Below are 26434 nucleotides of genomic sequence, written 5' to 3'. Positions count from 1 at the left end.
TGGCTCCCCCGGTGAATCCAAGGTGAGCAGACGCGTGAGAGCCAGTTTAACCATGACCAAAAATGGTGAAAAACGATATATATTTGATCTGACTAACACCAAAACCGATCAATCGCGATGCTCAACGAACTCAAAACCTTCATCGCCGTCAGTCAGTACGGCACGTTTTCCGGTGCGGGCGCGCGCATTGGCCTGACGCAGTCGGCCGTGAGCGCGCAGATGCAGCGGCTCGAAGAGGACCTCGGTTTCGCGCTGTTCGACCGCACCGGCCGCTCCGCCACGCTCAACGACGCTGGCCGCGAAACGCTCGCGCTCGCCGAAGAAATGATGACGCTCTATGCGCGGCTTTCGGAGCGCGGCGCGGTCGCGGCGGAAAGCGGCATGCTGCGGGTGGGCGCGATTGCGTCCGCCCAGGTGTCGTTTCTCGCGGACGCGCTGGCCCGCTTTCGAAACGACCGCCCCGGCTGGCGAATGCGCGTGGTTCCCGGCGTATCGCTGGGTTTGCTGGGGCAAGTGGATTCGGGCGAGCTCGACCTCGCCGTCATCATCCGGCCACCGTTTGCGCTGCCCTCCGAACTCGAATGGCGCACGCTCGTCACCGAGCCGTTCGTGCTGCTGGTGCCCAAGGCGCTCGCGCGCGGCAACCGGTCATGGCGAGATTTGCTTAGAAGCGAGCCGTTTATCCGCTACGACCGCGGCTCGTTCGGCGGCAGACTGGTCGACCGCTTTTTGCGGCGGGCGCGGCTGAACGTGCAGGACGTGATCGAACTCGACGAATTGCAGGGCATCGCGCAACTGGTGGCGCGTGGCATCGGCGTGGCGCTGATTCCGAACACGGCGGGGCTCGGCAAATGGCCCGCCAAAGTCGCCGCGCTGGACCTCGGCGACGCGACGTTTCACCGCGAAATCGGCCTGGTACAGCGCCCGCGCCATAGCCGGCAGGCGGTGGCGGACGCGCTGGCGGACTGCATCGGCGCCGCGGCGCATGCCTGAGGTGCCCGGCACAGGCCCGATTGTGCTGCTGCGCAGGCCGTCAACTGTATCTGTGACGCGCGCGCGGCGGCGGGCAGAATCGTTGTTCGCGCATCCATCCGCTCTTTTGCCTGTGCCGCACCGCGCGGCACGGCTTGCCGCCGAAATATCCCCCATGACCGCCAGCACCTTTCTCACCGCCGATGTCCTGATCGCCTATAGCGCCTACTTCGTCGGCACGGCGAGCCCAGGGCCGAGCAACCTCGCGATCATGTCGCTGGCCATGAGTGCGGGCAGAAAGTCCGCGCTGACCTTCGCGCTCGGCGTGGTGTCGGGTTCGTTCTTCTGGGCATTGCTGGCGTCGCTGGGTTTGTCGGCGGTACTCGCCACTTACTCGGAATGCCTCGCGGCGATCAAGGTTGCCGGTGGGCTGTATCTGCTGTGGCTCGGCGTCAAATCCGCACGCTCCGCGTTCAGCACCGAAAAACTGCCCACCCGCACCGCACGCGAAGGCGAGCCGCTCAAGCGGCTGTATCGGCGCGGCCTGCTCCTGCATCTCACCAACCCGAAAGCCATTCTGGTGTGGCTCTCGATCGTTTCGCTGGCAGTGTCGCCTGCGGGCGGCGCATCGCACACGGCGCCGGTGGTGCTCGGCTGCATGTGTATCGGCCTAAGCGTGTTCACCAGCTATGCCGTGCTGTTCTCCACCACGTCCGCGCGGCGCATTTATGTCGCGATCCGGCGCTGGCTCGATGGCTCGCTCGCCATCGTGTTCGGCGTTGCCGGTCTGAAGCTGCTGACCTCGATAAGCTAGCCGTGACTTAACGCGCGCGCCGCTCTGCGATACTGTCGCGGTGACGACCCGGCGGATACGCAAACACAATGAGCGGTGGTAAAAACCTGAATCCGGCGACCAGGCGCTCGCCATTGCAGAAGCGTCTCTATCTGGCGGCCGTTATCGTGCTGCTCGCCAGTCTGATCGCCGCGCTGATCATCTACGCGGCGGCGCCGGGTCAGGACAGTGCCGTCTCCATGTACGGCATCGCCGACCCGCGCTATCAGATCGAATTGCAGCGGATCGGCGGCAACGCCGCGGTGTTCGCGGCGCAGATTCATCAATGGTTCGGCAGTCTCTGGCACGGCACCGCGCTCGCTTACACGGTGGCCGTGCTTGGCGCCGCCTGCGCCGGCGCGTGTTTCTTTATCGGCCATTTTTTCGCCTACGACGACGAGCCACACGGCTGAAGCACGCTAGCATGCCTGTGAAGCCGTGCCGCTATGGCGCGTCTTTCACGTGCTTGTGCGGCTTCTCTATGCCAGCGGTGCGCAGCGCCTCATGCAAGGTACTGAAAATGCAGCTCGCGTCGACGATCGGCGTGATGCCGTGCCGATCCATATCCGCGCGCAAATATTGGTTCACGCGCGCGAAAATCACCCCGATGCCGCCGTGCTTCAGGTTCTCGCACAGTTCGCCGACCGAGCGCGCCGCCGAATAATCGAGGTCGGTAATCGCGCTCGCGTCGATCACGAACCAGCGCACCGCGTCTGGCGCGTGATCGACCAGGCGGCGCGTATCGTCGACGAAAAAATGGTCATTCGCATAGAAGAGATCGGCGCCGAAACGGTAGACGATCAGGCCCGGCGCGGTCTGAAGACCGGGCACGGCGGGCACCGGCACCCACATGCCGTCTTCGCCGGGCGCGAGAATCATGGTGTGCGGCCGGTAACTGTGCCGCACATGCCTTAGCAGCGACAGCGCCACCGCCACGAGGATGCCGTGTTCGACGCCGATCAGCACCACGGCCGCTGCCGTGAACACGGCCAGCGCAAATTCGCCTGGACTCTCGCGGCGAATCGAAAACAGCGACTTCAGATTGACCAGGCCAACGGCGATCGTAAACACGATGCTGGCCAGAATGCAGTGCGGCAAGTACTGCAAAAAACGGCTGAAAAACAGCAACACCGCGACCACCACCACCGCGAACACGAGTTGCGCGAACTGGCTGCGGGTGCCGGCACGATCGGCCATGGCGGTCTGCGTCGGACTGCCGTTGACGACGAACGCGCCCGTGAACGCGGCCGCGGCGTTGGCGGCCGCAAGACCCAGCAGGTCGGCATTGGTGTCGACCGGTTCGTGATAGCGCTCGGCGAAGACACGGCTCGCGGCAGCGCTTTGCGCGACGATCATCACGAAGCACGAGGCCGCCACCGGCAACAGATCCTGCATCTGCTGCCACGTCACCGACGGTACACGCAGCGGCGGCAGCCCACCCGCCACCGGCCCGAGTATCTCAATTCCGTGCGCCGCGAAACCATACACGTCGCTGGCGGCGATACCCGCCACCACCGCGATCAGCGGCACCGGCGCGCGCGGCAGAAAGCGCTTGCACGCCAGAATGGCGACGACCACCAGCAGCGAGATGCCGAGTGTCGGCAGATTGATCTGCGCCGACTCGCGGATCACGAGAGCCAGCTGATCGACGCTGCGCGCGGCGTGCTCGTGCAAGCCGAACATATCGCCGAGCATGGCGATGCCGACCTGCACACCCACCCCGGCAAGAAAGCCGACCAGCACCGTGCGCGACAGAAAGTCGGCGAGAAAACCGAGTTTGAAGATCCGCGCGACGAGCAGCAGCGTGGCCGTGAGCAAGGCGACCATCGCTGCGAGCGCCGCATAGTCGGCGCTTGCAGTTGGCGCCATGGTCGACAGGCGGCTGGCGAAAATAGTCGCGGTGGCAGAATCCGCCGCGACGACCAGATGGCGCGACGCGCCGAAAAACGCAAACGCGATGAGCGGCAGGAAGACGGTGTACAGCCCCGTCACGGCAGGCATGCCCGCGATACGCGCATAGCCGAGCACCTGCGGAATATCCATCGACGCAAGCTGCACGCCGGCCAGCGCATCACGCGCCGCCCCGCCACGGCTCAACGGAAGGACGCCTTTCAGGACGCTGAAGCGCGAAGCAATACTTGCCAGAAAATCTCGCATGCGCGATGAAACCCCACTCGTAGGTTATCGCGCATCGTGCCGTGAGATGGCACATAAAGGCAAGGTTCGAGCAACGAGACGCCCAAACGGAACCACCTGAAACCAACCGCTATTCAGACGACGCGGCCAGACTGGCCGGCTTGTGGATTTAACGTTTGAGCTGTCCTGTCAGCGGATCCACGTGTCGGGCAAAACCGAACAACGCAGCAATGCAGATCGGACAGGCGATGATAAACACGGCCAACATCTCATACCCCGTAACAAATTGTTACCGCGAGTTTACGCGATTGCGATGCGTATTAAATGAGGGAAAACCGCAAAACACTGTTGCGCTTCATTACAAGGGCGTTACGGGACGTTGAAAGGATCGATGGCGCGGAGCATCCGCTTTCCGGCAAGGTTGGCCACACCCCGTATAATCCGGCATGACCCGAATCCCGCCCCACCTTTCCTCGCAACCGGCCAAGCATGGCCGGGCCACGCTTGGCCGCCTCGCCGCCCACCGTTTCCGGGTGGCCACATGAAAACCCCGAAACGTCTGCTGCCGCTGGTCGAAGAAGGCCTGATCGACGAAGTCATTTGCCAACTGATGAGCGGCAAGGAAGCCACGGTCTACGTCGTGCGCAGCGGCGAGTCCACGCGCTGCGCGAAAGTCTATAAGGACGCCAAACAGCGCAGTTTCCGTCAGGCCGCGTCGTATCGCGAAGGCCGCAAGGTCAAGAACAGCCGCCAACAACGCGCGATGGAAAAAGGCAGCCGCTACGGCCGTGAGGTGCAGGAACAGGCCTGGCAGAACGCGGAAGTCGACGCGCTGTTCCAGCTCGCCAATGCGGGCGTGCGCGTACCGCAGCCCTTTATCTGCACCGACGGCGTGTTGCTGATGGAACTGGTGACCGACGCGGAAGGCAACGTCGCGCCGCGTCTGAACGACGTGGACATGAGCGAGGCGCGCGCGCTCGAATTGCACGCGCTGCTGCTCAACCAGGTGGTGCGCATGCTGTGTGCCGGCGTGATTCACGGCGACCTGTCCGAATACAACATCCTGCTGGCCGCCGACGGCCCGGTCATCATCGACCTGCCGCAAGCCGTGGATGCCGCCGGCAATCTCGAAGCGCCGGCCATGCTGGAACGCGACGTGAACAATCTGGCCGCGTATTTCGGCCGTTTTGCGCCCGCACTGCTCGACGCCAGTTACGGCAAGGAAATCTGGGCGTTGTTCGAGGCGGGCGCGTTGCACGTCGACGCCAAGCTGACTGGCCGGGTTGAAGTGGACACCACGCCGATCGATCTCGAAGCCGTGCTACAGGAACTCGAAGACACGCGCCTCGATGAGGAAGCGCGCCTGCGCTACGAACAGTCTCTGCGCAGCGGCACCTGATAAACGCCCCGCCACCGGCTACGAAACACTGCGCCGCCCCGGTTTGCCCATGGCACCCGCCGCGCCGGGCGCCGGCCCTACCGACTCGCGCATCGTCACGCTCACCGGAAACTCGCGGAAGATCTCCCACGAGGTCCGGTAGCACTGGTTGATCAGCCAGCGCACCGCGTTCTGCGTCAGTTCGGCCGTTGGAATATGCACCGACGTCAGCCCGGGCGCGGCATAAGCGGCCGAGTAGTCATCGTCGTAGCCGATCACCGAGAGTTCGTCCGGCACGGCAATGCCTGCCTGATGAAAGCGCGCCAGCGCGCTCACCGCCATGGTGTCGTTCGCGCAAAAGAGGCCCGTGAAGCGGCACTTCGAATCGAGCAGCTTCTGCGCGGCGGCGTAACCGCCTTCCGGCGAGAAGTCCGATTCGATCAGCGTGACATCGTCACGTGCAATTCCCGCGCGCAAGAGTTCGGCGAAAAAGCCTTCGAGCCGGATCTGATTGTCCGAGGAGGTAAACGGCCCGGAAATCACCGCAATTTCCCGATGCCCATGATCGAGCAGCGTGCGCGCCGCCAGTTCACCGCCGCGCCGGTGATCGGCGCAGAAGGACGCCTCCGGCAACTGGTCGAAGGCGCGATTCAGAAACACCATCTTCGGGTGCATCTGATGCAGCATGATCAGGTCTTCGTCGTGCAGATCGTGACTGATGACCACTACGCCGTCGCAGTCGCGGCCAATCAGAAAACGCACCGCCTCGATCGCCTGCTCGCGTGGCGAGACCTCTCCGCAGCCCGTCGCGACCACCACATGGCGGCGCACCGCACGCAGTTCGGTGTCGGTCTGCTTGAGAATCGTGCCGTAGTACGAGCCGAAAAAAGTCGGCACGAAGATGCCGATCATGCCGAGCGACTGCGTCGCCATTGCCCGGCCAATCGATGACGGGCGAAAATTCAGTGCTTCGATGGCCGCCTTCACGCGCGCGGCGGCATCGGCTGAAATGGGTCCCTTGCCGGAAATGGCCCGCGACGCAGTCGACATCCCCACACCGGCCAGTGCCGCGACATCCTTGAGTGTTGCCACACGGTTCTCCGTCAGACCTTGCTGTTATTGCCCGTGCTGCTCGCCGCCGCCCCCCGCCCGCTCAACGCCAGAGATGCTACAGGCGAGCACCGCCTGCTTCGTCGAACAGCGAAATATGCGCGCCGTCGAACGAAAATGCCGCCACGTCACCTACCCCCACCGGCGTTTTCGTCTGATCTATCGACGCGATTTGCTCTCCATGATAGTCGAGCCAGATAACGCGGTGGTTGCCCATCGGCTCAATCAGCGAAACATTCGCACGCTCGCTCATGCCCTCGCCGACGTGCACGTCTTCGGCCCGCACACCGAGCGTGCAAGGCAAGCCGTCCGCGGGCGTGCTTTTGAACGGGTAAGCGGACACGTCGAACCGCCAGTCTGCGGTGCGAAAATATAGCGAGCTGTCGTGCCGCTCCAGCTTGCCCTTGAGCACATTCATGGCCGGCGAACCGAGGAAGGTCGCGACAAACAGATTGTTCGGCCGCGCATAGACTTCGGCCGGTGTGCCGAACTGCTGGATCACGCCGCCGCGCATCACCGCCATGCGGGTGGCGAGCGTCATCGCTTCGACCTGATCGTGGGTCACGTAGATCATGGTCGCGCCGAGGCGCTGGTGCAGTTGCTTGAGTTCGCGGCGCAGTTCGGCGCGCAACTTGGCGTCCAGATTCGACAACGGCTCGTCGAACAGGAACACATCGGCTTCCCGTACGATCGCGCGGCCGATCGCCACGCGCTGTCGTTGCCCGCCGGACAGTTGCGCCGGTTTGCGCTTGAGTAGCGGCCCGAGTTGCAGCATCTCGGAGGCCCGCGCCACACGCCGCGCGATTTCCGCTTTTGGCGTGCCGTTGATGCGCAATGCGAACGACAGATTGCGCTCGACGCTCATGGTCGGATACAGCGCGTACGACTGGAACACCAGGGCGATCCGGCGGTCTTTCGGATCGGCCCATGTCATGTCTTCGCCTGCGATCTCGATGCTGCCGTCGGTGACATCGATCAGGCCCGCAATGCTGTGCAACAAGGTGGATTTACCGCAGCCGGACGGCCCGAGCAACACGACAAATTCGCCCGCGCGCACGTCGAGATCGAGATTTTCGATCACGGTGTTCGCGCCCAACTGGATCTTCAGATTGCGCACCGAGACGTTGGCAGGCTTCGTCAGGCCCGCCGTGTCCGCCACGGCGCCGGCCCCGGCCAGCTCCCCTGCATCTGCCACGTTAGCGAGGTTTGTCATGCGTTATGCCCTATCCCTTGACGGCGCCAGACGCAATGCCGCGCACAAACCAGCGGCCCGAAATGAAGTAGATCGCCAGCGGCACCATGGAGGTCAGAATGGTTGCCGCCATATTGACGTTATAGAGCCGCTCGCCCGTGGTCGTATTGATGATGTTATTCAGTTGAACCGTCATCGGCAGGTTTTTTGTGCCCGCGAACACGAGGCCGAGAATGAAGTCGTTCCAGATGCCCGTCACCTGCATGATGATCGCGACGACAATGATCGGCACCGACATCGGCAGCATCAGTTGCATGAAGATCCGCCAGAAGCCGCCGCCGTCGATACGCGCGGCCTTGAACAATTCCTGCGGAATCGAGGCGTAGTAATTGCGGAATAGCAGCGTCATCACCGGCATGCCGAAGATCGTGTGAATCACCACGATGCCGGGCAGCGAACTGAACAGATGCATGCTCGCCAGCACGCGCACGAGCGGGTAGACCATCACCTGCACCGGAATGAAGGCGCCCATCAGCAGCACGCCGAACAGCAGGCCGGCGCCGCGTGGGCGCCAGAACGACAGCGCATAGCCGTTCACCGCGCCGATCAGGATCGACAGCACCGTACTCGGCACGACAATGCGCACCGAATTCCAGAAGCCGACCTGAATGCCATTGCAATCGAGCCCTGTACAGGCGGATTGCCAGGCGGCGCTCCACGCGTCGAGCGTGAAATGGGTGGGCAACGCCAGCAGATTGCCGAGGCGAATCTCGCTCATCGGCTTGACCGAGGTGACGAGCATGACATACAGCGGCAGCAGGAAAAATAGTGCGGCCGTGAGCAGAAACGCGTAGACGCCCAGACGGGCAGGCGTGAATGCGTGCCGGCGGCGGCGCGCGCGGCTTTGCGTGCCGCCTTTCAGTGGCGAACTGAGCGTGTTCATCAGACCTCCTTGCGCCACGCTGCGCGGCTGCGGGCGTAGAAGAACGGCGCGAGAATCGCCAGTACGGTGGCCAGCAGCACCATCGACGCCGCGGACGCGAGACCGATATTCGCGCGACCGAACAGATAGTCCATGATGAATTTCGCGGGCACTTCGCTCGCCGTGCCGGGGCCGCCTTGCGTCATTGCCACCACGGCGTCGTAGAGCTTCACGACCATCACGAAGAGCAGCACGAACGCGGTAGACAGCGACGGCCCGAGCATCGGCACGACGATGCTCGCATACACACGCCAGCGCGGAATGCCGTCGATGCGCGCGGCCTTCCACAGTTCGTCGTCGATCCCGCGCAAACCGGCCAGCAGCAGCGCCATCACCAGTCCCGACGCCTGCCAGACCGTCGCGATCACGATCGTGTAGATCACCCAGTCCTGATCGACGATCCAGTCGAAGCGCGCATGCACGAAGCCGAGCTTGTGCAGCACCGCCTGGGCGCCCAGTTCGGGATTGAGCATCCACTGCCAGACAAGGCCGGTTGCCACGAACGACATCGCATACGGATAGAGAAACACCGTGCGCAATGCGCCTTCGGCCACCACGCGCTGGTCGATGAAAATCGCCAGCAGCAATCCGATCACCATGCACGCGACAATGAAACACGCGCCATAGATCACGATGTTTTGCAGCGACAGCAGCCAGCGGTCGTTGTTGAAAAGCCGCGCGTATTGCGTGAAGCCCGCGAAGTCGCCGGAGGGAAACGTGCGCGAGTTGCTGAGCGACACGCGCGCGGTCCAGACCATCGTGCCGAGATACGCGAACACGACGGTCAGGACCATCGGCAACAACGCCAACCAGGCCGCCACCGGCAAACGCTTTTTAAGCGGCTTTTTGCGCGGCTTTTTGCGTGGCGTTGAGCCGGCGGCCGGCAGCTTGAGCGCGTGCATCGCGGCGCCTAGCTCTTCAGCGCGCTGGCAAACGCTTTCTGCGCGTCGTCGACCGACTGGTTCTTGTTCCAGAAGTTGGTGACGACGTCGATCAGCGCGCCCTGCGTGTCAGGCGAGAGCAGCATCTCGGGATTCGGCAACTGACGCGACTTGTCTTTCATGATCGCGATGCCCTCCTTCGCGCAGATGTCGAGACCGCTGGCATCCACATCGGGACGAATGGGAATCGAGCCCTTCTTCGCGCTGAATGCGGCTTGCGCGGACGGCGAGGTCATCACCGTGGCAAGCAGATTCTGCGCCTTGATCGCGTTGGCGTTGTCGGTTTTCGGGAACACGAATACGTCGCCCGCCACCAGATACGGAGAGTGCGGACCGAAGCCAGGGAAGCAGCCGAACTCTTTACCGGCCGTCTGATTGGCCGCCGAGAATTCTCCCTTGGCCCAGTCGCCCATGATCTGTACCCCCGCCTTGCCGGAAATCACGAGGGCGGTGGCGTCGTTCCAGTTGCGCCCTGGCGAACCGGGATCGACAAAATCATGCAGGCGCTTGAACGACGTCAGCACCTTCTTGAATGCATCGGACTTGACCGCATTGGTGTCGTGATCGCGATACACCTTCATGTAAAGATCGGGACCGCCGACGTCGGCGAGCACCGCGTCGAAGGTGATTTTCTCCTGCCACGGCTGCCCGCCGAGCGCCAGCGGGATCACGCCCGCGGCTTTCAGTTTGGTGAGATCGGCGATGAACTCGTCGTAGCTCTTCGGCTCGCCGGTAATGCCGGCCTTCTGGAACACCGGCTTCGAATAGAAGAACCAGGCCGGCATGTGGATATCGACCGGCGCGGCATAGTAATGACCCTTCACCTTGATGCTGTCGATGATCGACTGCGGGAACACGCTGTTCCAGTTCTCTTTCGCGGCGACATCGTCGACGTTATTCAGCAGGCCCTGATCGATCAGGTCGTGAAACTGCTTCGACGTATTGAACTGCGCAGCCGTGGGTGGATCGCCGCCCACAATCCGGTTGATCGCGGTAGAGCGCGCCTGATCGGCGCCGGCCACCGCGTTATCGACCCACTGGCCGCCGGCCTTGTTATACGCATCGGCGAACTGGCGGATCGCGGCCGATTCGCCGCCCGAGGTCCACCAGTGAATCACGTTGGCCTTCAAGGGCTCCGCATGCGCGACGACGCCGTACAACGCCAGTGCCGCAACGACACCTCGCAAGACCATTTTTCTGCTGTTCATTCCGTCTCCAATAGGCGTTGCGCCCGTGTTTCAAGTCGGTAGACAAACCAGCTTTTGCCTGCAATCAGATCCGTGCTTGACGCTCCTTCAAAAACTTCGCCACACATTCCGCGCTACGTTTGACTGTGCGCTTCTGGGTACTGTAGTCGATGTGTACGATGCCAAAGCGCCGCTCGTAACCGAACGCCCACTCGAAGTTATCCATCAGCGACCACAGAAAATAACCGCGAATGTCGACACCTGCCTTGATCGCCTGATCGACAGCGGAGAAATGGCGCTTGAGGAACGAGATGCGCTGCGTATCGTCGACCCGGCCGTCGACCACCTTGTCATCCGACGCCATGCCGTTTTCGGTAATGTAGATCGGCGGCAGGTTTGCGTATGTACGGTTGAAGCCGATCAGCAGATCGCGCAGGCCGTCGGGATAAACCTCCCAGCCCATCTGCGTACGCTCGACGCCTTCGAGCGGCACGTCCCGGAAGCCACGCGCGCCGTCGCTCGCAACATTGGTGCGGAAGTAATAGTTGATGCCGAGGAAATCGAGCGGCGCGGCAATCGTCTGCATGTCGCCGTCCAGCACCAGTGGCTCGGTGCCAGGCCACAGTTCGAACAGGTCTTGCGGATACTCACCTTTGAGCAGCGGATCGAGAATCCACGCGTTGTGCTGAACTTCGAACAGATGCGCGGCGCGCCGATCGGCGGCGCTGTCGCTATCGGCTGTGCCGCGGCCGATATTGGCGACGATGCCCTTTTGCGAAGCCGGATCGTTGGCGCGCAACACGGGTATCGCGAGGCCATGCGCGAGCAGCAGATGATGCATCGCCTGGGTCGCAAAGCGTCCATCGGCCAGCCCCGGCGCATGATGGCCGTTGCCGTAGCCGAGATACGCGGAGCACCACGGCTCGTTGAGGGTCGCCCATGCGTCGACCATGCCGGCCAGTTCGCGGCTGATCAGGTCGGCATAATCGGCGAAACGGTACGCGGTGTCGCGATTGAGCCAGCCTCCGCGATCTTCCAGATGCTGCGGCAAGTCCCAGTGATACAGCGTGACAAAGGTCTGAATGCCCTTCTCTTTCAGGCGCGCCAGCAGGCGTTTGTAGAAGTCGAGACCCTTGCGATTGGGCTTGCCGGCGGCGTCCGTGACGCGTGGCCAGGCGACCGAGAGCCGATAGCCTTCGAGCCCGAGCGAGGTCAGCAGATCGACGTCCGCTTCCCAGCGATGATAGTGATCGCAGGCCACCGCGCCGGTGTCGCCGGCCAGCACCTTGCCGGGCGTCGCAGAGAAGGTGTCCCAGATCGACGGCAGGCGGCCGTCTTCGTTCACCGCGCCTTCGATCTGATACGAAGCGGTGGCGGCGCCGAGCAGGAAGTTCGTGCGCCACAGCGTGGAGTCGGCGGGCGGGGTGAAGGGATCGGCGAGCAGGTCGTTGGAAACTGCTGGGGGGCGTGCGTCGGATACTGTGGATGCGTCGTTTGCCACGGATTCTCCTGCGCTGAGGTCGTTGAATCGGGGACGGCGGAAGTCGATGTAGAAACTGTCTGGAACCCGCCTGGAGGTGGAAGTGGAAGCGCTTCCACAGGGACCAGCGAACGATAGCAGCGGCGGATTCAACGGAGCAATCAGGGTTTGTCTGGAGAGGGATGGCTTGCGCGGCGCGCTCCGCGCGGCCAGCCTCACCGCCTCACGGCCCGTTGAATGCGCCGGCATCATAGGCCGCACAGTACGCTTTCCAGTCTGTCGCCACCTGCGCCTCACACTGCGTCGCGAGTTCGATCAACGGCAATTGCCAGTCCTTACGATTGCCGAATGCGATCAGATCATCTGCAATCGACGACTTCTGCCGGCCGCCGCTGCGCAAGTGCGCCCACGCACTCAGTTCGGCCATGCTGTTGATCACTTCTTCGAGCCGTGGCAGCTTGCCGTCCCAGCCGCTCAGCGCCACCCGGTCTTCCGATGGCTGCAGACTGCGCAACACATACGAACGCTGATTGAAGTCGACCGCATGCAAAAACGCCTGCGAGACCGCCTGATTGCGGCGCTGGATTTCAACGACACGCTGCGCCTCGCTCTGCCATTTCGGCTGTGGCGTGCGCACACGCGGGGTCACCGAAGAAGGCAGCGCCTCTTTCAGATCGATCAGATAGTTGCCGTCGGGCGGGCCCTTGCCCTCGACCAGAATCACGTAGCGGTCCACCCCCAGACTGCCGGTGCCGGCGATCCGCCGTGCCACGTCGATGATGCGATAGAACGCCGGATTGGGCTCGCCGGCAGCGAACTTCTGCATGAACGCCGTGACCGCGGCGCGTGCTTCGTCGCCGACCGGCAATGCTTTCTTGCCGTCCACTTTCAGCACGCGAGTCTTGCCCTTGAGGACGGTGCGCCGGTCCAGATGCGCGGCGCGCGAACGGCTGGCCAGCGCGTCGAACAGATCGCGCACCATGCCGACCGAGGTCTCCGCCTCGATCCAGCGCGACTTGCCGAAGGCCAGTGCCGCGCCGTACGAATCGACCGCGGTGTGGCAGAGCGCAAGCGCCTGCGCGCGACTCAGCTTGAGATCGCTCGCGCCAATCAGCACGCTCGTCAGCAGCCTCACCAGTTCGTAAAGATTGGGCGCGAGGCAGGCCTCGTCGAAGTCGTTGTTGTCGAAATAGATCAGGCGGTTGTCGGCCTTGTAGCTGCCGAAATTTTCCAGATGCATGTCGCCGCAGATCCACACCGGCGGCGCATCGTCGAGCACCTTGTCGCGCGGCAGGCGGGCATAAAACAGATGGCACGTACCGCGCAGAAACACGAACGGTGAAGCACGCATAAGCGTGTATTTCATGGCGAGCCGTTCGGGGTCGCGTCCCGCGTTGAAGCTGGCAATGGTGTGCGCGATGTCGAGCATGGCTGTCCTCCTCGGTACGGCTCAGTAATCAATCCTGGATCAACGTGGGCGAATCGAATCGACCAGTGCGTGGAGATTCTGTGGTTTGACGCGAATCTCGCCGCCACGCGGGCTGTCGATATCGGCAATCAATCCGAACGCCAGCGACACGACCAGAGGCACGATCAGCAACAGCCCCGCTCCCGCCTTCAAACCGCGCGCGCCGTAGCCCACCAGCAGATTCGCGCACACGGCGATGACCACCATCAACGCCCACGCCGCGGCAGGAATGCGATTCCACCACGCCGCCTGCGTATAGCCCTGGGTATTGAGCACGTCGTTCATGCCGGAAACGGCTAGCGCGGTCACTGGCGTTGGCTGCGCGGCAGCGACGTTCTTTATCGACGACCACATCGCCGCCTGCAGGCGCTCTGTCTCGGCGTTGACTCTCGCGAGTTCGTCGTCATCGCGCGTGGTGTAGAACAGCACACGTTCGTCGAGATAGGTTTTCAGCAGACCGCGCACGGTGGCCGCGTCCGCGGCGGGTAGCAGGTCGGCGCGAACGTATTCAGTACCGATTGCGTTCGCCTCTTCTTCCTCGTAATTCTTGCGTTGATCGTAGCGGGCCACCGCCATCGAGAACGTGAAGCCGATGATCAACGCGAGCAGGGTCAGCGTCGCCGCCTCGATCACACCGAAGTCGTCGCGCGCATCCTCCTCGATGCTCCTGAAGCGCCGCAACACCGACGCGCCGATGCGCGCGGCCAGCCACATTACAACAAACGAAAGGATGAACAGGAAGGCCGGGTAATCGAAGATGTTTTGCATGGGCGGGTGTTTTTCTCAAAGCGGATGGGCGGGAAACGCTTTCGGACGAGGAACAACCGTGCACAACTGCTGATGATAAGCGCCGCAGCGCAGGCGTGGAAGGGTTCAGAGTCGACGTGGATCGACCCGCACGCTGGCCGTGATGCTGACAGAAATTCGGCAATCGCGCGAACCGATGCGGCGCGCGTCGACACGACTATCACGCGGCGCGTGACGCCCTGTGAAAACCTCTGCCGTGCAGTCTCTTTATGCCACCGCGTCCTGCGTGCCGAATTTCTTGCGATACGCGCCCGGGCTCGTCAACGCGATGCGCCTGAAATGCCGCCGCAGCGACTCCTCTGAGCCAAAACCCGCCAACTCCGCGACGCGCACCATCGGCACGGGCGATGGCGCTTCCAGCAGTTCGCGGGCGATCGCCACCCGTTCACGCACCAGCCATTCGTAAGGTGCCATTCCGGTGGCATCGTGAAACTGCCGCTGCAGCGTGCGCGGGCTCATCGCTGCGCGCTCGGCCAGCGAGCGTAAGGTGTGCGGCAAGGCCGGATGCTCGCGCACCCAGTCCATCAGCTTCGCGAGGCGCCCGCCTTCGTCCTGTGGCATCGGGCGCGGCACGAACTGCGCCTGGCCGCCCTCGCGATGCGGCGGCACCACGAGCCGCTGCGCGACCCGGTTCGCCACCGCGCTGCCATGATCGCGCCGCACCAGGTGCAACAGCATGTCGAGCCCCGCGGCCGATCCCGCCGAGGTGATGATCTGGCTCTCGTCGACATACAGCGCGTCCGGCTGCACGCGTAATGACGGGTAGCGCTGCTGCAATTTTTCGGCATAGCGCCAATGCGTGGTGACGGTCTTGCCGTCCAGCACGCCCGCGGCAGCCAGTACGAACACGCCGGAGCAGATCGAACAGAGGCGCGCGCCGCGCTTGTAGGCGGCGCGAATCTTCTTTAGCAGCGCTTCAGGCGGCAATTCGTCCGCGTCGCGCCAGCCGGGAACGACGATCGTGTCCGCCCGGTCGAGCATCTTCAGCGCATATGGCGCCGTAACGGTGATGCCACCTGCCGCGCGGATCGGCCCGGGTTCGCTCGCGCACACCGCGAAGCGGTACCAATCGACGCCGAGTTCCGGACGCTCGAGCGCGAACAGTTCGGTCACGCAACCGAATTCAAAAGTGCAGAGCCGGTCGTACACCAGCGCGACTACGAGATGATTGTGCATGGCGTGATGTTACCGGAGATTCGGGGTTACGCCACTTACCCGCGCACGACGCATCGCGACAATCAAGGCTCCTGTGTCCCCGCTCAATAGCGCTTTTGCGATCGATAGCGCTTTACGGGAAAACAAGGTGACAACGTTCCCCTGCCCCATGTGCCGGCAGAGGCCGTTAACAGCTCACGATTTGTCGCACCGAGGTCACTCCTCATTGGCAATAGCCAGCTGGAAACCCTCGTCGAGCCAGCCTGCAATGCCGCCAATCATTACCTTCACAGGGCGACCGAGCTGGGCGAGCCTGATTGCGGCGCGCGTTGCTCCGTTGCAATGAGGGCCCGCACAATAGGTGACGAAGAGCGTATCGGGCGGATACTCGCCGAGCTTCGACGCGACGATTTTGCCGTGCAGAAGATTCACTGCGCCCGGTACATGGCCGCGCGAGAAACGCGCGGGGCTGCGCACGTCGAGCAGTACGAAATCGACCGAACGTGGGTCATCGCTCGCGAGTGCCGCGTGGACGTCGGCGCAATCGGTTTCGAATGCCAACGACGCGCTGAAGTGGGCAAGCGCTGCGGCGCTGTCGGCAGCCGGTACGGACGAGACAGGGGACATGCAAGGCTCCTTGTGCGTGGATCATTGCAACGCATTGTCCCGTTCTCATGCACGGTCAACCAGTGGCGTAATCGACAGATACCGGTAACATCACGCCATGGCGTTCCCGGTGCAGACCCCACGACCGCCTCTGCGCGAAGGTCGACATCTGCATCCATGCCATCGCGCCATGGATTTAGAATATATTGAACGCAGTTGATTCAGACCAGAAGTGCCTGGTCCAATATTCGGTTGTCGAACGGGAGACTGTCGTGGCAAATGACAAGATGCTGACGCAAGTGACTGAAAAACAGGGATTTTTTGCCGCCTTGGATCAAAGCGGCGGATCGACCCCTGGCGCACTACGGCTTTATGGCATTCCGGAGAGCGCGTACAGCTCTGACGCGGAGATGTTCAAACTGATACACGAGATGCGCGTGCGCATCATCACGGCGCCCGCTTTTACCGGGGACAAGATCATTGGAGCCATTCTGTTCGAAGCTACCATGGACGGTCAGGCACTGGGGAAACCGGTCCCAACGTTCCTGTGGGAGGATCGCGGCGTCGTGCCCTTCCTGAAGGTCGATAAGGGGCTGGAAGCCGAAGCCGACGGTGTGCAACTGATGAAGCCGATACCTGGGTTGGGCGAGTTGCTCGATCGGGCAGTGAAGCTCGGTATCTTCGGCACCAAGATGCGCTCGGTCATCAACCTGAATTCGCTAGACGGTATCGCTGCCATTGTGAACCAGCAGTTCTCGCTGGCAGCGCAGATCGAGGCGCACGGCCTCATGCCGATACTGGAACCCGAGGTTTCGATCAAGAGTCCCGACAAGGCAGGAGCGGAAGCCACTCTCCTCGCGGAACTGACCAAAGGTCTCGACGCCTTGCCGGAGAGCAGCCGTGTGATGCTCAAGCTGACCATCCCTGACGTAGCCGACTTCTATCGTCCACTGATCGAGCACCCGCGCGTCACGCGGGTAGTCGCGCTTTCCGGAGGCTACACGCGAGCCGACGCGTGCGAACGGCTCGCTACCAATCATGGCATGATCGCCAGCTTCTCCAGGGCTTTGATCAACGAACTCAAGAAATCGATGAGCGACAGCGAGTTCGACGCGACGCTGGAGAAGTCGGTCGACGAGATCTATCAGGCCTCCGTTATAAAAGTTTGAAGCAAATTTCAGGAGGGGCGTGCCTGACGGATAAAGGCGCGCCCGCGCCGGATATTCACGTACTCGTCAAAGCGACGATAAAGTCGAGAAATATCCTTGTCTTGGCCGGCACGTGGTGCCGCGATGGATGGTACGCATAGAGCGGGAAACGCTCATCCGGCCAGTCTGGGAACAGGTTGACGAGCCGTCCCTCCCGAATCAGAGGCTCGGCTCCGAGCAGAAGCATCTGCGCGACGCCGGAGCCGGCCAGACACGCATTGAGGAGTGCGCTCGGATCATTCACCGTAAGCCGTCCATTCGTTTCGACAACCAGCCTTTTGCGCTTGCGATGAAACTCCCACGGATACGGCTTGCCGGTTTCCGGGTTCCGGAATTCGATACACCGGTGTACACCGAGACCCAGTTCTTGAGGCTCCGCTGGCCGCCCCCGGCGAGCGAGGTACGAAGGTGCTGCAACGGTGACAACCGCGGTGTCCAGAAGCTTTCGCGCAATCAGACTGGATGAGCGCGGTTCGCCAAATCGCAAGGCCAGATCGAAGCCGTCCATGATGAGGTCGCCAAGTTGATCTCGTGCAATGAACTCGAGTTCAAGTTCAGGATGCACATCCATGAATTCGTCGAGCTTCGGGCCCAAAACGGTACGCAAAAAAGCCGGATCGAGATTGATTCGCAGCTTCCCACGCACGGTCGCGCCGCCTCCTGTCGCGGCTGCGGCCGCTTCCTCCATTCCCCTTAAGTGCGGCATGACCTGCTCGTAGAACCGTCGACCCTCTTCAGTCAGGGAAACGGCACGGGTCGTCCGGTTGAAGAGCCGTATTTTCAGCCGTCTCTCGAGTCGGGCGATTGCCCGGCTAACCCCAGGTGGCGACATACCCATCAATTCGGAAGCGGCGGCGAACGTCCCCGCATCGACGACGGCAGCAAATACGCTGATACCGCTAGAGAGATTTTCGCTGGACGATCTCATAGGCGTTCCCCGCACAGTGCGTCAAGAATCGGACTATGACGCATTAGTAACTGTAAGTCACTTCATAAGTGTCATTCATGTCATTTAGTTTCTTATCGCCTTTACCCACAATGCATCCCAACGGTCCGTTTCAACCTCAACGTTCCAAAGGAGCATTGCCATGAACATCCGTCATCTCGCACTTGCCATCGCAGCCGCCATCGCCTTCCCTGGCGCTGGATACGCGCAGGAATCCAACTCGACTGTCACTCGTGCGCAGGTGCGCGCAGAGCTCGTACAACTGGAAAACGCGGGCTACCGGCCTGGCCCCGCCAATGATCCGCATTACCCCGCTGACGTTCAGGCAGCCGAAGCGGCTGTGGCCTTGCCGAAGGGCGCCGGATCGAACGTTGAAAGCAGCGTGGGCGGTACGCGCAGCGGGTCTTCCGCCTCCGGCAACCGCGTCAGTGCTGCGGCGGCGCCCGCGAATGCACCGTTCGACTCGCTCTACGCACGTCACTGACCGGTCACATCTATCTACGCAAGGAGAAACTTCAATGTACGCAATCACAGGGATCACAGGAAAGGTCGGCGGTGCAGTGGCGCGCACGTTGCTCGCAGCAGGCCAGCCGGTACGGGCGGTTGTGCGCGATGCCGCTCGGGCACGTTCGTGGGCTGAGCGCGGCTGTGAAGTGGTGACAGCCGACATGGACGATGCGGCGTCACTTGGGGCCGCGTTCGAAGGCACGCAAGGCGTCTTCATTCTGCCGCCGTCCGAATTCGATCCGGCGCCGGGCTTTCCCGAGGCGCGCTCTGTCATCGAAGCCGTGCGCGCGGCCCTCGAGTCGGCCGCACCCGGTAAGGTGGTCTGCCTGTCGACGATTGGCGCGCAGGCCACCGAGACCAATCTGCTCACGCAACGCACGCTGATGGAGCAGGCTCTTCGCGAGTTACCGATGCCCGTGACATTCCTGCGTCCCGGCTGGTTCATGGAAAACGCCGCATGGGACGTTGCGCCGGCCCGGAACAAGGGGATGATCCCCAGCTTTCTGCAGCCACTCGACAAGGCAGTGCCGATGGTCGCGACCGCGGACGTCGGTCGCGTTGCGGCACAGCTACTTCAGCAGGTCTGGCACGGCGTGCGTGTCGTCGAGCTGGAGGGGCCGCAACGTGTGAGCCCGAACGATCTGGCCAAGGCATTTGCCCAGGTGCTCGGTCGTCCGGTTCGTGCTGAGGTGGTGCAGCGCGAAACATGGGACGCGCTGTTCCGGTCGGAAGGCATGAAGGAGCCGTTGCCGCGTATGCGCATGCTCGATGGATTCAATGAAGGCTGGATCGCCTTCGAAGGCGGGGAAGCCGACATCGTCAAAGGCGAAGTGGAACTGGGAATCGTTCTGCGTGACCTCGTCTCGCAGGCGGACTAACGCGCACGCACCTGGCGGCGCGTACAGGATGTCGTGTCGCCGGATGTGTTCCGCCCATCGTCCATCAAGGGATTCATTTCAAGGGGTTCGCTATGGAATACAGCACACTCGGCAGGTCAGGCCTGCGCATTTCCCGTCTTTGTCTTGGCGCCATGACCTTTGGTTCCGGTACCGGAATCTGGGGCGAAATTGCCGGCCTCGACCGTGCCCAGGCCACACGGCTTGTCTCGATGGCCGTCGAGCGCGGTATCAACCTGATCGATACGGCTGACGCCTATTCCCAAGGGCAGTCTGAAGCGGTAGTCGGCCAGGCGTTGGCTGAACTTGGACTCGACGAGTCGCGCATGCTGGTCGCGACCAAAGTCCGTCTGCGCACAGGAGTCGGCCCGAACGACGTCGGGCTCGGCCGCTCGCACATCATGCGGTCGGTGGAGACGAGTCTTCGGCGTATCGGCCGCGATCATATCGACCTGTTTCAGTTGCACGACCGCGATGAACTTGTTCCGCTGGAAGAAACGCTTCGTGCTCTCGACGACCTTGTGAGGCAGGGCAAGGTGCGGCACGTCGGGGTCTGCAATTTCAGCGCGGGCGATCTGGAGCGCGCACAGGGAATTACCGCCCGTACGGACTGGGCCGGCATCGTCAGCAATCAGGTTCACTATGCGCTGACGAGCCGCGACGTCGAGCACGAGATCGCGCCGGTGGCAAAAGCGAATGACGTTGCGCTTCTGGTGTGGAGTCCGCTCGCAGGCGGATACCTGAGCGGTAAGTACACGCAGGGAAGCAGCGGCGAAACCGGGCGTCGGACCAGGTTGAATTTTCCACCGATCGATCCGGCAAAGGCGGATCCTGTCGTGCGTGTAGTGTGCGACATCGCTACGGAATTGAACGCCTCGCCGGCTCAGGTGGCATTGGCCTGGATTCTGGCACGCCGTGAAGTCTGCTCCGTCATTGTTGGCGCGCGCACGCCTGAACAACTGACCGCTAACGTCGACGCTCAGCAAATCGCGTTGAACGCGGCGCAGACCGAACGTTTGAATCAGGTTTCGCAGCCGCACCTGCCCTATCCGTACTGGATGCAGCAGTTCCACGACAAGGATCGAGTAGTGGTCTGATTGCTTGACCGGCCATGATCCAGCCAGTCTGCGATAGTCAGCTCAATAGATGCGTCCCAGCTTCAGTGCATCGAAGGTCATGTGTGCGCCGAGGGCCACCAGAACAACTCCCATAGTCCAGCGGCGCAACCCCACCTCTGTCTGAAAACATCAAGAACACCGCAATCACTGGTGACGTCGGCCGGTCTCGCAGGCGAAATGCCTGGTAGATTTTTTTAGCTACTTGCGCAGGTATAGCTGCCCGCGTCGCTCGCGTTGCCGGACCCTGCATGGTGCGGCACGAGAGGATAAGCACAGTCGGGCAAGGTCGCGATGACGTTGCCGCTAGCGTCGAACTTCGTCAGCAGCAGTTGACCTGGCGCCGTACCCTGCGCGACCCGGGCAATCATCGCGCCCAGGTAGTCGGTCTGATCCGGTCCGTTACCGCCCAGCACGCGACCCACACCGGGCTCCATATAAAACCGCGCATTGCTCGCTGCGCTACCCGCTAGTTGCGTGACCGTCTGCCAGTTGCGCAGATGATCACGCGGTGAAATCAGAGGATCCGCTCCCCCGTTAAACGAGATCATCTTTTCACCGGCCATCAGGTATTGCGCGATCGCCTGCAGGTTGTGATCCGCGCCTACGTGCACGCAGCCGGATTCAGGATGACGCCGTTCGATGTGCCGCACGTCGCTGCCGCTGCGTTGTAGGCGGCGGTCCATTGTGCACTCGACGGCAATCCCGCTGAACCGGCATGCGTGGCGATATTCAGCATCGCCGTCACCTGAGTCGCCATGTTCATCGATTCGTCGCCGGCAATGATCCCGTCATAGTCGGCCGGAAGATTTTGTGCGGCGAGGCCGATGAGAGCGACAACCAACGTCGAAATGTATGGGTTTCGATCCAACTGTTCACGTGATGTCTCCAGATTGATACCGCACTGATTGCTGCTATCGCCGGCACGTCGCGCCCTTTGCTTGCGTCGGCACGAGCAGGGTCGCTGCGCGGCAACGAGCAGTAGATCGGTATCTGTTTAGGGAGACAATTTCACCAGACGACGCGACGGCAGACCATTAATAAACTGTCCGGTCGTTCATCTAATTTGGAGCAAGATTAGGGATGTTTCGGCCGTATGCCATGCCAGTGTTAACCCGCTTTCGCCGCGATGCGGTCGGGTCTGCCTGGAGACCATCGCACTGCGGTATCGAGATGATCATGTCAATTTGCGAGGCCGCCGATCTGTTCCCATCTGGAAGGCGTCCGCTTTCCATGAAGGGGGTCTTCACTCCACGCTGAGCGCGTGCCGACAACCGCACGGGTTTTAATGTGCCGACGATTGCTTTTTTTACCCAATCCCGATCCCCTATTTTTATTCGTGTGATTTCTTTTCGTTTACAAACCACGAATGTGAACATCCGTGAGCGGCTTCGCGGCATAAAGCGTTGTCTCGTCCTTGAATATTTTCACTCATCGACGCGATCAAAGGCATCGCTTCCGCTTATGCAATTTCACCGCTTGGCGGAATCTGATTTCCTGTGCTTACGAGGTATTGGATGCGTGTCGTTCTCCACGACGAGGACGCGCCGCGGCTTGCACAGACGCTGCGCCAGCACGGCCTGCCGGAAGACGTGGACGTATCCGGCACAGGTGAAGGCATGCACGTCGTCGTGGTGCTCGCGCATGCTCAGCGCGTTGCGTTGGCCGCCGATCATTGGCTGCGGCGCTTTCCCCTGCCCGACGCGTTCATTGCCGGATGCACCGCCAGTACGCGCGGCCAGTGTCAGCCTGAAACGTGGTGGCCCGCGTCGGTTTGCGACGTCGTCTCAGCCGACGACGAGGACACGCTGCTCAGCGAACTCGTCCTGCGCCTCGCGCGGCTCGCGTCGCTGGAAGCGGTCCTCGCGTCCGACTGGCTGTGCAGGCGAGCCGTCGGCGAGTCGGCCGTATGGCGCGCGACATTGCGCGAGGTCGCCGAGGTCGGACGCTTCGGTCGAGGCGCCTGTCTGCTGCTTGGAGCGAGCGGTTGTGGCAAGGAACTGCTAGCGCGACTGATCCACGATCTCGACCCTGAGCGCCGGCCGGGTCCGTTCGTGGTGGTGGATTGCACGACCCTCAGCCCGGAGCTATCCGGCAGTGAACTGTTCGGCCATGCGAAAGGTGCGTTCACACACGCGGTCAGCGCTCGGGACGGGGCGGTCGCGCTGGCGGACGGCGGGACGCTTTTTCTCGATGAAGTCGGTGAACTCGAACTGCCGTTGCAGGCGCGTCTGCTGCGCGTCGTCCAGGAGCACGCGTTCAAGCGCGTCGGTGAAGACATCTGGCGCAAATCGGATTTTCGTCTGGTCTGCGCGACTAACCGGAACCTCGAAGCCGAGGTGCTGGCGGGCCGCTTTCGCAGCGATCTGTATTTCCGCATGACACAGTGGACGGTACGCGCGCCGACGCTCGCAGAGCGGCGTGAAGATATCCCGCTGCTGGTCCGGCATTTTCTCGCGGAGCACGGCGATCCGGTCCCGCAGGTGATGCCCGAGGTCATGCGGCAACTGAGCGGCGCCGATTATCCAGGCAATGTGCGGGAACTGCGCAATGTCGTGCATCGTATGGCGGACCGGCAGCACGGCTTTCGTGTGCTGAGCACGGGATGCCTGGATGGACTCGCCATCGATACGAGTGCCGGCGGCAACGCCGACGGCTGGGAGCAGACCTTCGCCCACGCGGTGGAAGGCGCGCTGGATGCCGGCCTTGGCCTGAAGGGCATCGGGCAGATCGCGGAGTCGATCGCGGTGCGGATTGCCGAACGCCGTGCCGGATCGACTGGGCGCGCGGCGGAATTACTGGGGGTGACGCCGCGTGCGTTGCAATTACGCCGGCAGGGACGTCCGTCGGAAAGCGGTTAGTCAGGCGGCAGGCACGCCTGAAGAACGCGACACCGACGGTGCTCGCGAGCGCCCCAACAGGCGCACCGCATTGCCGCCCGCAATAGCGGCAAAAGCGGCCGGTGAAGGCCGCAACGCACGGATCTTCGCCAGTTCCAGACCCGGATGCAGCCACGGCCCGTCCGAACCGAACAGCAGCTTGGCCGGCCCCGCTCGCGCGAAGGCTTCCTCTAGCAGGTCGAAGCGCCGCACGCCCGCTGTATCGGCAAATAGATTCGGATACCGTACGATCAGGTCGATGACCTGTCGCTGCGCGGCCCAATCGTCCGCAAAGCTGCCCAGATGCGCGAACACGAAAGCGACATCCGGATGCGTCTGTGCGAGCAGACTGAGCGAGCCGGTTTCGCCGCCCGGGTCGTACAGCACCGGTAATTGCCAACGCCGCGCGGCGTCGCACACCTGCCGGTGGATGCGCGCGTCGTGACGATGAACCTTGATGCCGCGCAAGCCGAGTTGCGTCACGGCTTCTTCGATCATTTGATGCGTCCGTTCGCGATCACGTTCGGCATGCACCATCGCGAAACCGACCCAGCGGCGCGGATCGGCGCGCACGATGGCGGCGACGTCGCGATTGCCTTGCGCATAGTCCGACTGAAACACCGGAAGAAGCACCGAGCGGACGATGCCGGCTTCGTTCGCGCGGCGTACATACGCGGTAAGCGGTGCAGTCGTATCCCACGGTCCGGTCATACCGTCGCCCTGCCCCGCGTGCACATGAAAATCAAGGATCATGTCGACCACTCGAATTGCCCACCCGCTGGACGCTGAACCCGGTTCCCGGTCACATAGGGCGACGACAGTCCACTGGGCAGGAGATGCGTGACCTTCAGCGGCCCGGGGCCGATCTTCATTGCCACTTTCAATTGCCGATTCATCACGTGATCGCGCAGCGCGCGCACCAGCGTGTGTTCGATTGCCCGCAGCGCGCCGGCGTCGACGTTGGCTACCGCCACGCTCAAGCCGGTATTGCCGTGGTTATTCGCGCACCAGAGATGTAATCGCAAGCGCTGCGGCAGGTTGGCCGACATGCCGACATAAATCGCGCTGCCCGCACGCCGCAGGATATACACGCCTGCACCCTTGACCTTATCCGGCGCACGTTCGAGTGGCAGCCAGTCCGTCCATTTCAGATCGACGGTCGCCGACCTGGGCATCGACTCGAACTCGAATTGCGGCGCGCCGCTCTCATAGAGATGAGGGCTGCGCGACTGTGGCGAGAGACTGATTCCAAGCAACGTGAGTACGCCCTGCTGCTGCCGTGCGAGCAGACAGGCCTGACAGCACGCCCCCGAACTTTGCAGGCGGGCGGTGCCGATACGCGGTTGCGTGCTCACGCGGCGCGCGCGCGCAAAGATCTGCCGCAAGTCCCGGATCAGCGCTTGCGGCGGTGTGCCGGGCGGATAGCGGCGCACCTCGGCGACGAGCCGCATCGCGCGGCGCATGCGCCATGGCGCGAGTTCAAGCGTTTCACCATCTGCGGTCTTAAACATGCTGGCGTTCCTCCATCGAAGAGCGACTTGCCGTCACGCGTTCGTGGCCGGGCAATCGAACGGCAAGCGCGGCCATTGCCGAAAGCAGCGCATCGACATCGTCCACGCAGTGATTCGCGCGGATCACGACAGCCAGCGCGTAGCGTCCGTGATGCTGACGCAGCAGCGCGGTACGAAAGCCACTGCTGCGCAGCCCGGCATGCAGCGCGAGCGTGCGCTCCGCCGTCTCCAGATGCATCTGCTGCAGCGGATGGTCGCGTCGTGAGACCTGCAGATCCGGCATGCAGGTGCGCATTAGCCATCGCAAGCCGACATGCAGATGCCTCAGCAGCAGCAGCAAGCCAGCACGCAGTTGCGCGCCTTCGCGCCGGTTTATCTCCAGCGCGTTGAGTCCGGCGAGCAACGCCGCCTGGCTCGCTGCGCTGCAATGGGACTGCGTGGGCCCATCGCGGGCGATTTCGCGCACCAGCGCGTCCGGACCGCAGAGCGTCGCCAGCGGCGCGCCGAAGGCCTTGGCCCACGACGCAAGCAACAACACCGGTTGTGCGGAAGTAAGACCCGCATACCGCACCGCTCCGCCGCCGCCCCTTCCCCACGGATGCCGCAGCGCCGGACGCTCCCCCATCAAGCCGAGCATTTGACTGTGATCGACCACGATGAACCCTCCACGACTGCTCACCAGTTTCAGATAGCGTCCAATCGGCACGACCCCGCCTTCAATACGTGTCGCGTCCGTCATCACCGCGGGCGGCCTCGCGCTGCGCCGTTGCTTGATACGCCGGGCAAGATCCGCAAGATCGCCGTGACGGAACCATGTCACCGGCACGCCCAGGCCCACGGCGCGTTCGAGGCCCCACCGCATCACCGGATACAGCGCCTCGTCGGCAACGAGCGCATGCGTGCGCGCGATCCGGTCGAATACGTCGATGGCGAGATGCAGTGTCGAAGGCGCTACCAGACCCGCTTCACAGCCTTGCAACTCGGCAGCCTGCGCCGCAAGCCGGTTGGCGAGCGGCGCAGCGGCAAGCGATGCAGGCGTGCCCGTCGTCAGCGTCGTATAGCCACCTAGCTGCGCGGCAGGATGCTGCAGGCCGAGATAAAGCGCCGAAGCAAAATCGATCATTGC

26 protein-coding genes are annotated in these 26434 nt (G+C 62.6%); 9 read left to right on the top strand and 17 right to left on the bottom strand.

The genetic code is table 11. The features are described from left to right. Nucleotides 1-117 precede the first annotated feature (117 nt). From PQR27_RS23605 to PQR27_RS23595, 3 genes are all read left to right on the top strand, one after another. Nucleotides 118-993, top strand: coding sequence for a LysR family transcriptional regulator (locus PQR27_RS23605; RefSeq protein WP_408526057.1), 876 nt, complete (start codon nucleotides 118-120; stop codon nucleotides 991-993). A 154-nt stretch (nucleotides 994-1147) separates the two neighbouring features. Next, on the top strand, nucleotides 1148-1786 hold the full coding sequence (locus tag PQR27_RS23600) for a LysE family translocator (RefSeq protein WP_408526056.1): 639 nt from the start codon (nucleotides 1148-1150) through the stop codon (nucleotides 1784-1786). A gap of 68 nt (nucleotides 1787-1854) precedes the next feature. Further along, a complete protein-coding gene (locus PQR27_RS23595) occupies nucleotides 1855-2217 on the top strand; it encodes a hypothetical protein (RefSeq protein ID WP_408526055.1) in 363 nt (120 codons plus the stop codon). Nucleotides 2218-2248: 31 nt separating this feature from the next. On the opposite strand, the gene PQR27_RS23590 is transcribed toward PQR27_RS23595, so the two are convergent. Next, nucleotides 2249-3961: a SulP family inorganic anion transporter gene (locus PQR27_RS23590; protein WP_408526054.1), complete on the bottom strand. Its 1713-nt coding sequence runs from the start codon at nucleotides 3959-3961 to the stop codon at nucleotides 2249-2251. A 520-nt stretch (nucleotides 3962-4481) separates the two neighbouring features. Here PQR27_RS23590 and PQR27_RS23585 point away from each other — a divergent pair. Beyond that, nucleotides 4482-5339, top strand: coding sequence for a PA4780 family RIO1-like protein kinase (locus tag PQR27_RS23585; protein ID WP_408526053.1), 858 nt, complete (start codon nucleotides 4482-4484; stop codon nucleotides 5337-5339). Nucleotides 5340-5357: 18 nt separating this feature from the next. On the opposite strand, the gene PQR27_RS23580 is transcribed toward PQR27_RS23585, so the two are convergent. The 10 genes from PQR27_RS23580 to PQR27_RS23535 form a co-directional block, all read right to left on the bottom strand. After that, nucleotides 5358-6410, bottom strand: coding sequence for a LacI family DNA-binding transcriptional regulator (locus tag PQR27_RS23580; protein WP_408526052.1), 1053 nt, complete (start codon nucleotides 6408-6410; stop codon nucleotides 5358-5360). Nucleotides 6411-6486: 76 nt separating this feature from the next. Then, nucleotides 6487-7641 carry an ABC transporter ATP-binding protein gene (locus PQR27_RS23575; protein ID WP_408526051.1) on the bottom strand — a complete coding sequence of 385 codons (1155 nt, stop codon included), beginning with the start codon at nucleotides 7639-7641 and terminating at the stop codon, nucleotides 6487-6489. Nucleotides 7642-7651: 10 nt separating this feature from the next. Beyond that, complete coding sequence (locus tag PQR27_RS23570; RefSeq protein WP_408526050.1) at nucleotides 7652-8563, bottom strand: carbohydrate ABC transporter permease; 912 nt, start codon at nucleotides 8561-8563, stop codon at nucleotides 7652-7654. Further along, on the bottom strand, nucleotides 8563-9504 hold the full coding sequence (locus tag PQR27_RS23565; RefSeq protein WP_408526049.1) for a carbohydrate ABC transporter permease: 942 nt from the start codon (nucleotides 9502-9504) through the stop codon (nucleotides 8563-8565). The genes PQR27_RS23570 and PQR27_RS23565 overlap by 1 nt, the downstream gene beginning before the upstream one ends. 8 nt (nucleotides 9505-9512) lie before the next feature. Further along, complete coding sequence (locus tag PQR27_RS23560; RefSeq protein WP_408526048.1) at nucleotides 9513-10751, bottom strand: ABC transporter substrate-binding protein; 1239 nt, start codon at nucleotides 10749-10751, stop codon at nucleotides 9513-9515. 64 nt (nucleotides 10752-10815) lie between these two features. Next, nucleotides 10816-12231, bottom strand: coding sequence for a GH1 family beta-glucosidase (locus tag PQR27_RS23555; protein ID WP_408526047.1), 1416 nt, complete (start codon nucleotides 12229-12231; stop codon nucleotides 10816-10818). 202 nt (nucleotides 12232-12433) lie between these two features. Next, the gene (locus PQR27_RS23550) at nucleotides 12434-13639 is read right to left on the bottom strand and encodes a DUF2252 domain-containing protein (protein ID WP_408526046.1); all 1206 of its coding nucleotides are present in this window, start codon (nucleotides 13637-13639) and stop codon (nucleotides 12434-12436) included. 39 nt (nucleotides 13640-13678) lie between these two features. After that, the gene (locus tag PQR27_RS23545) at nucleotides 13679-14446 is read right to left on the bottom strand and encodes a bestrophin-like domain (protein ID WP_408526045.1); all 768 of its coding nucleotides are present in this window, start codon (nucleotides 14444-14446) and stop codon (nucleotides 13679-13681) included. A 246-nt stretch (nucleotides 14447-14692) separates the two neighbouring features. Then, on the bottom strand, nucleotides 14693-15661 hold the full coding sequence (gene ftrA, locus PQR27_RS23540; RefSeq protein WP_408526044.1) for a transcriptional regulator FtrA: 969 nt from the start codon (nucleotides 15659-15661) through the stop codon (nucleotides 14693-14695). A gap of 195 nt (nucleotides 15662-15856) precedes the next feature. Continuing rightward, complete coding sequence (locus PQR27_RS23535; RefSeq protein ID WP_408526043.1) at nucleotides 15857-16267, bottom strand: rhodanese-like domain-containing protein; 411 nt, start codon at nucleotides 16265-16267, stop codon at nucleotides 15857-15859. A gap of 251 nt (nucleotides 16268-16518) precedes the next feature. On the opposite strand from PQR27_RS23535, the gene PQR27_RS23530 reads away from it, so the two are divergent. After that, nucleotides 16519-17415, top strand: coding sequence for a fructose bisphosphate aldolase (locus tag PQR27_RS23530; RefSeq protein ID WP_408526042.1), 897 nt, complete (start codon nucleotides 16519-16521; stop codon nucleotides 17413-17415). A 55-nt stretch (nucleotides 17416-17470) separates the two neighbouring features. On the opposite strand, the gene PQR27_RS23525 is transcribed toward PQR27_RS23530, so the two are convergent. Next, nucleotides 17471-18382: a LysR family transcriptional regulator gene (locus tag PQR27_RS23525; protein WP_408526041.1), complete on the bottom strand. Its 912-nt coding sequence runs from the start codon at nucleotides 18380-18382 to the stop codon at nucleotides 17471-17473. Between the two features lie 160 nt (nucleotides 18383-18542). Here PQR27_RS23525 and PQR27_RS23520 point away from each other — a divergent pair, with 160 nt between their 5' ends. The 3 genes from PQR27_RS23520 (at nucleotide 18543) to PQR27_RS23510 (ending at nucleotide 20900) form a co-directional block, all read left to right on the top strand. Further along, nucleotides 18543-18884: a DUF4148 domain-containing protein gene (locus PQR27_RS23520; RefSeq protein WP_408526040.1), complete on the top strand. Its 342-nt coding sequence runs from the start codon at nucleotides 18543-18545 to the stop codon at nucleotides 18882-18884. Nucleotides 18885-18918: 34 nt separating this feature from the next. Then, the gene (locus PQR27_RS23515; RefSeq protein WP_408526039.1) at nucleotides 18919-19785 is read left to right on the top strand and encodes an NmrA family NAD(P)-binding protein; all 867 of its coding nucleotides are present in this window, start codon (nucleotides 18919-18921) and stop codon (nucleotides 19783-19785) included. A 92-nt stretch (nucleotides 19786-19877) separates the two neighbouring features. Beyond that, nucleotides 19878-20900 carry an aldo/keto reductase gene (locus tag PQR27_RS23510; protein ID WP_408526038.1) on the top strand — a complete coding sequence of 341 codons (1023 nt, stop codon included), beginning with the start codon at nucleotides 19878-19880 and terminating at the stop codon, nucleotides 20898-20900. Nucleotides 20901-21115: 215 nt separating this feature from the next. On the opposite strand, the gene PQR27_RS23505 is transcribed toward PQR27_RS23510, so the two are convergent. Together PQR27_RS23505 and PQR27_RS23500 are read right to left on the bottom strand one after the other, a co-directional pair. After that, a complete protein-coding gene (locus tag PQR27_RS23505; RefSeq protein WP_408526037.1) occupies nucleotides 21116-21604 on the bottom strand; it encodes a tannase/feruloyl esterase family alpha/beta hydrolase in 489 nt (162 codons plus the stop codon). Next, nucleotides 21523-21789, bottom strand: coding sequence for a hypothetical protein (locus PQR27_RS23500; RefSeq protein ID WP_408526036.1), 267 nt, complete (start codon nucleotides 21787-21789; stop codon nucleotides 21523-21525). The genes PQR27_RS23505 and PQR27_RS23500 overlap by 82 nt, the downstream gene beginning before the upstream one ends. A gap of 646 nt (nucleotides 21790-22435) precedes the next feature. Here PQR27_RS23500 and PQR27_RS23495 point away from each other — a divergent pair. Further along, a complete protein-coding gene (locus tag PQR27_RS23495; RefSeq protein WP_408526035.1) occupies nucleotides 22436-23779 on the top strand; it encodes a sigma 54-interacting transcriptional regulator in 1344 nt (447 codons plus the stop codon). Here the strand turns inward: PQR27_RS23495 and PQR27_RS23490 are convergent, their stop codons facing one another. Genes PQR27_RS23490 through PQR27_RS23480 form a run of 3 tightly spaced genes read right to left on the bottom strand, consistent with a single transcriptional unit; the run spans nucleotide 23780 to nucleotide 26431 of the window. Then, a complete protein-coding gene (locus PQR27_RS23490; protein ID WP_408526034.1) occupies nucleotides 23780-24550 on the bottom strand; it encodes an amidohydrolase family protein in 771 nt (256 codons plus the stop codon). After that, on the bottom strand, nucleotides 24547-25308 hold the full coding sequence (locus PQR27_RS23485; protein WP_408526033.1) for a GIY-YIG nuclease family protein: 762 nt from the start codon (nucleotides 25306-25308) through the stop codon (nucleotides 24547-24549). The genes PQR27_RS23490 and PQR27_RS23485 overlap by 4 nt, the downstream gene beginning before the upstream one ends. Continuing rightward, nucleotides 25301-26431, bottom strand: coding sequence for an aminotransferase class I/II-fold pyridoxal phosphate-dependent enzyme (locus PQR27_RS23480; protein ID WP_408526032.1), 1131 nt, complete (start codon nucleotides 26429-26431; stop codon nucleotides 25301-25303). The genes PQR27_RS23485 and PQR27_RS23480 overlap by 8 nt, the downstream gene beginning before the upstream one ends. Nucleotides 26432-26434: the final 3 nt, after the last annotated feature.

Origin of the sequence: Paraburkholderia fungorum (assembly GCF_046027215.1) — a bacterium.
GTDB classification, from domain to species: domain Bacteria; phylum Pseudomonadota; class Gammaproteobacteria; order Burkholderiales; family Burkholderiaceae; genus Paraburkholderia; species Paraburkholderia fungorum_D.
Note: the sequence above shows the minus strand (reverse complement) of the source record. Positions and strands in the feature narration are given on the sequence as shown.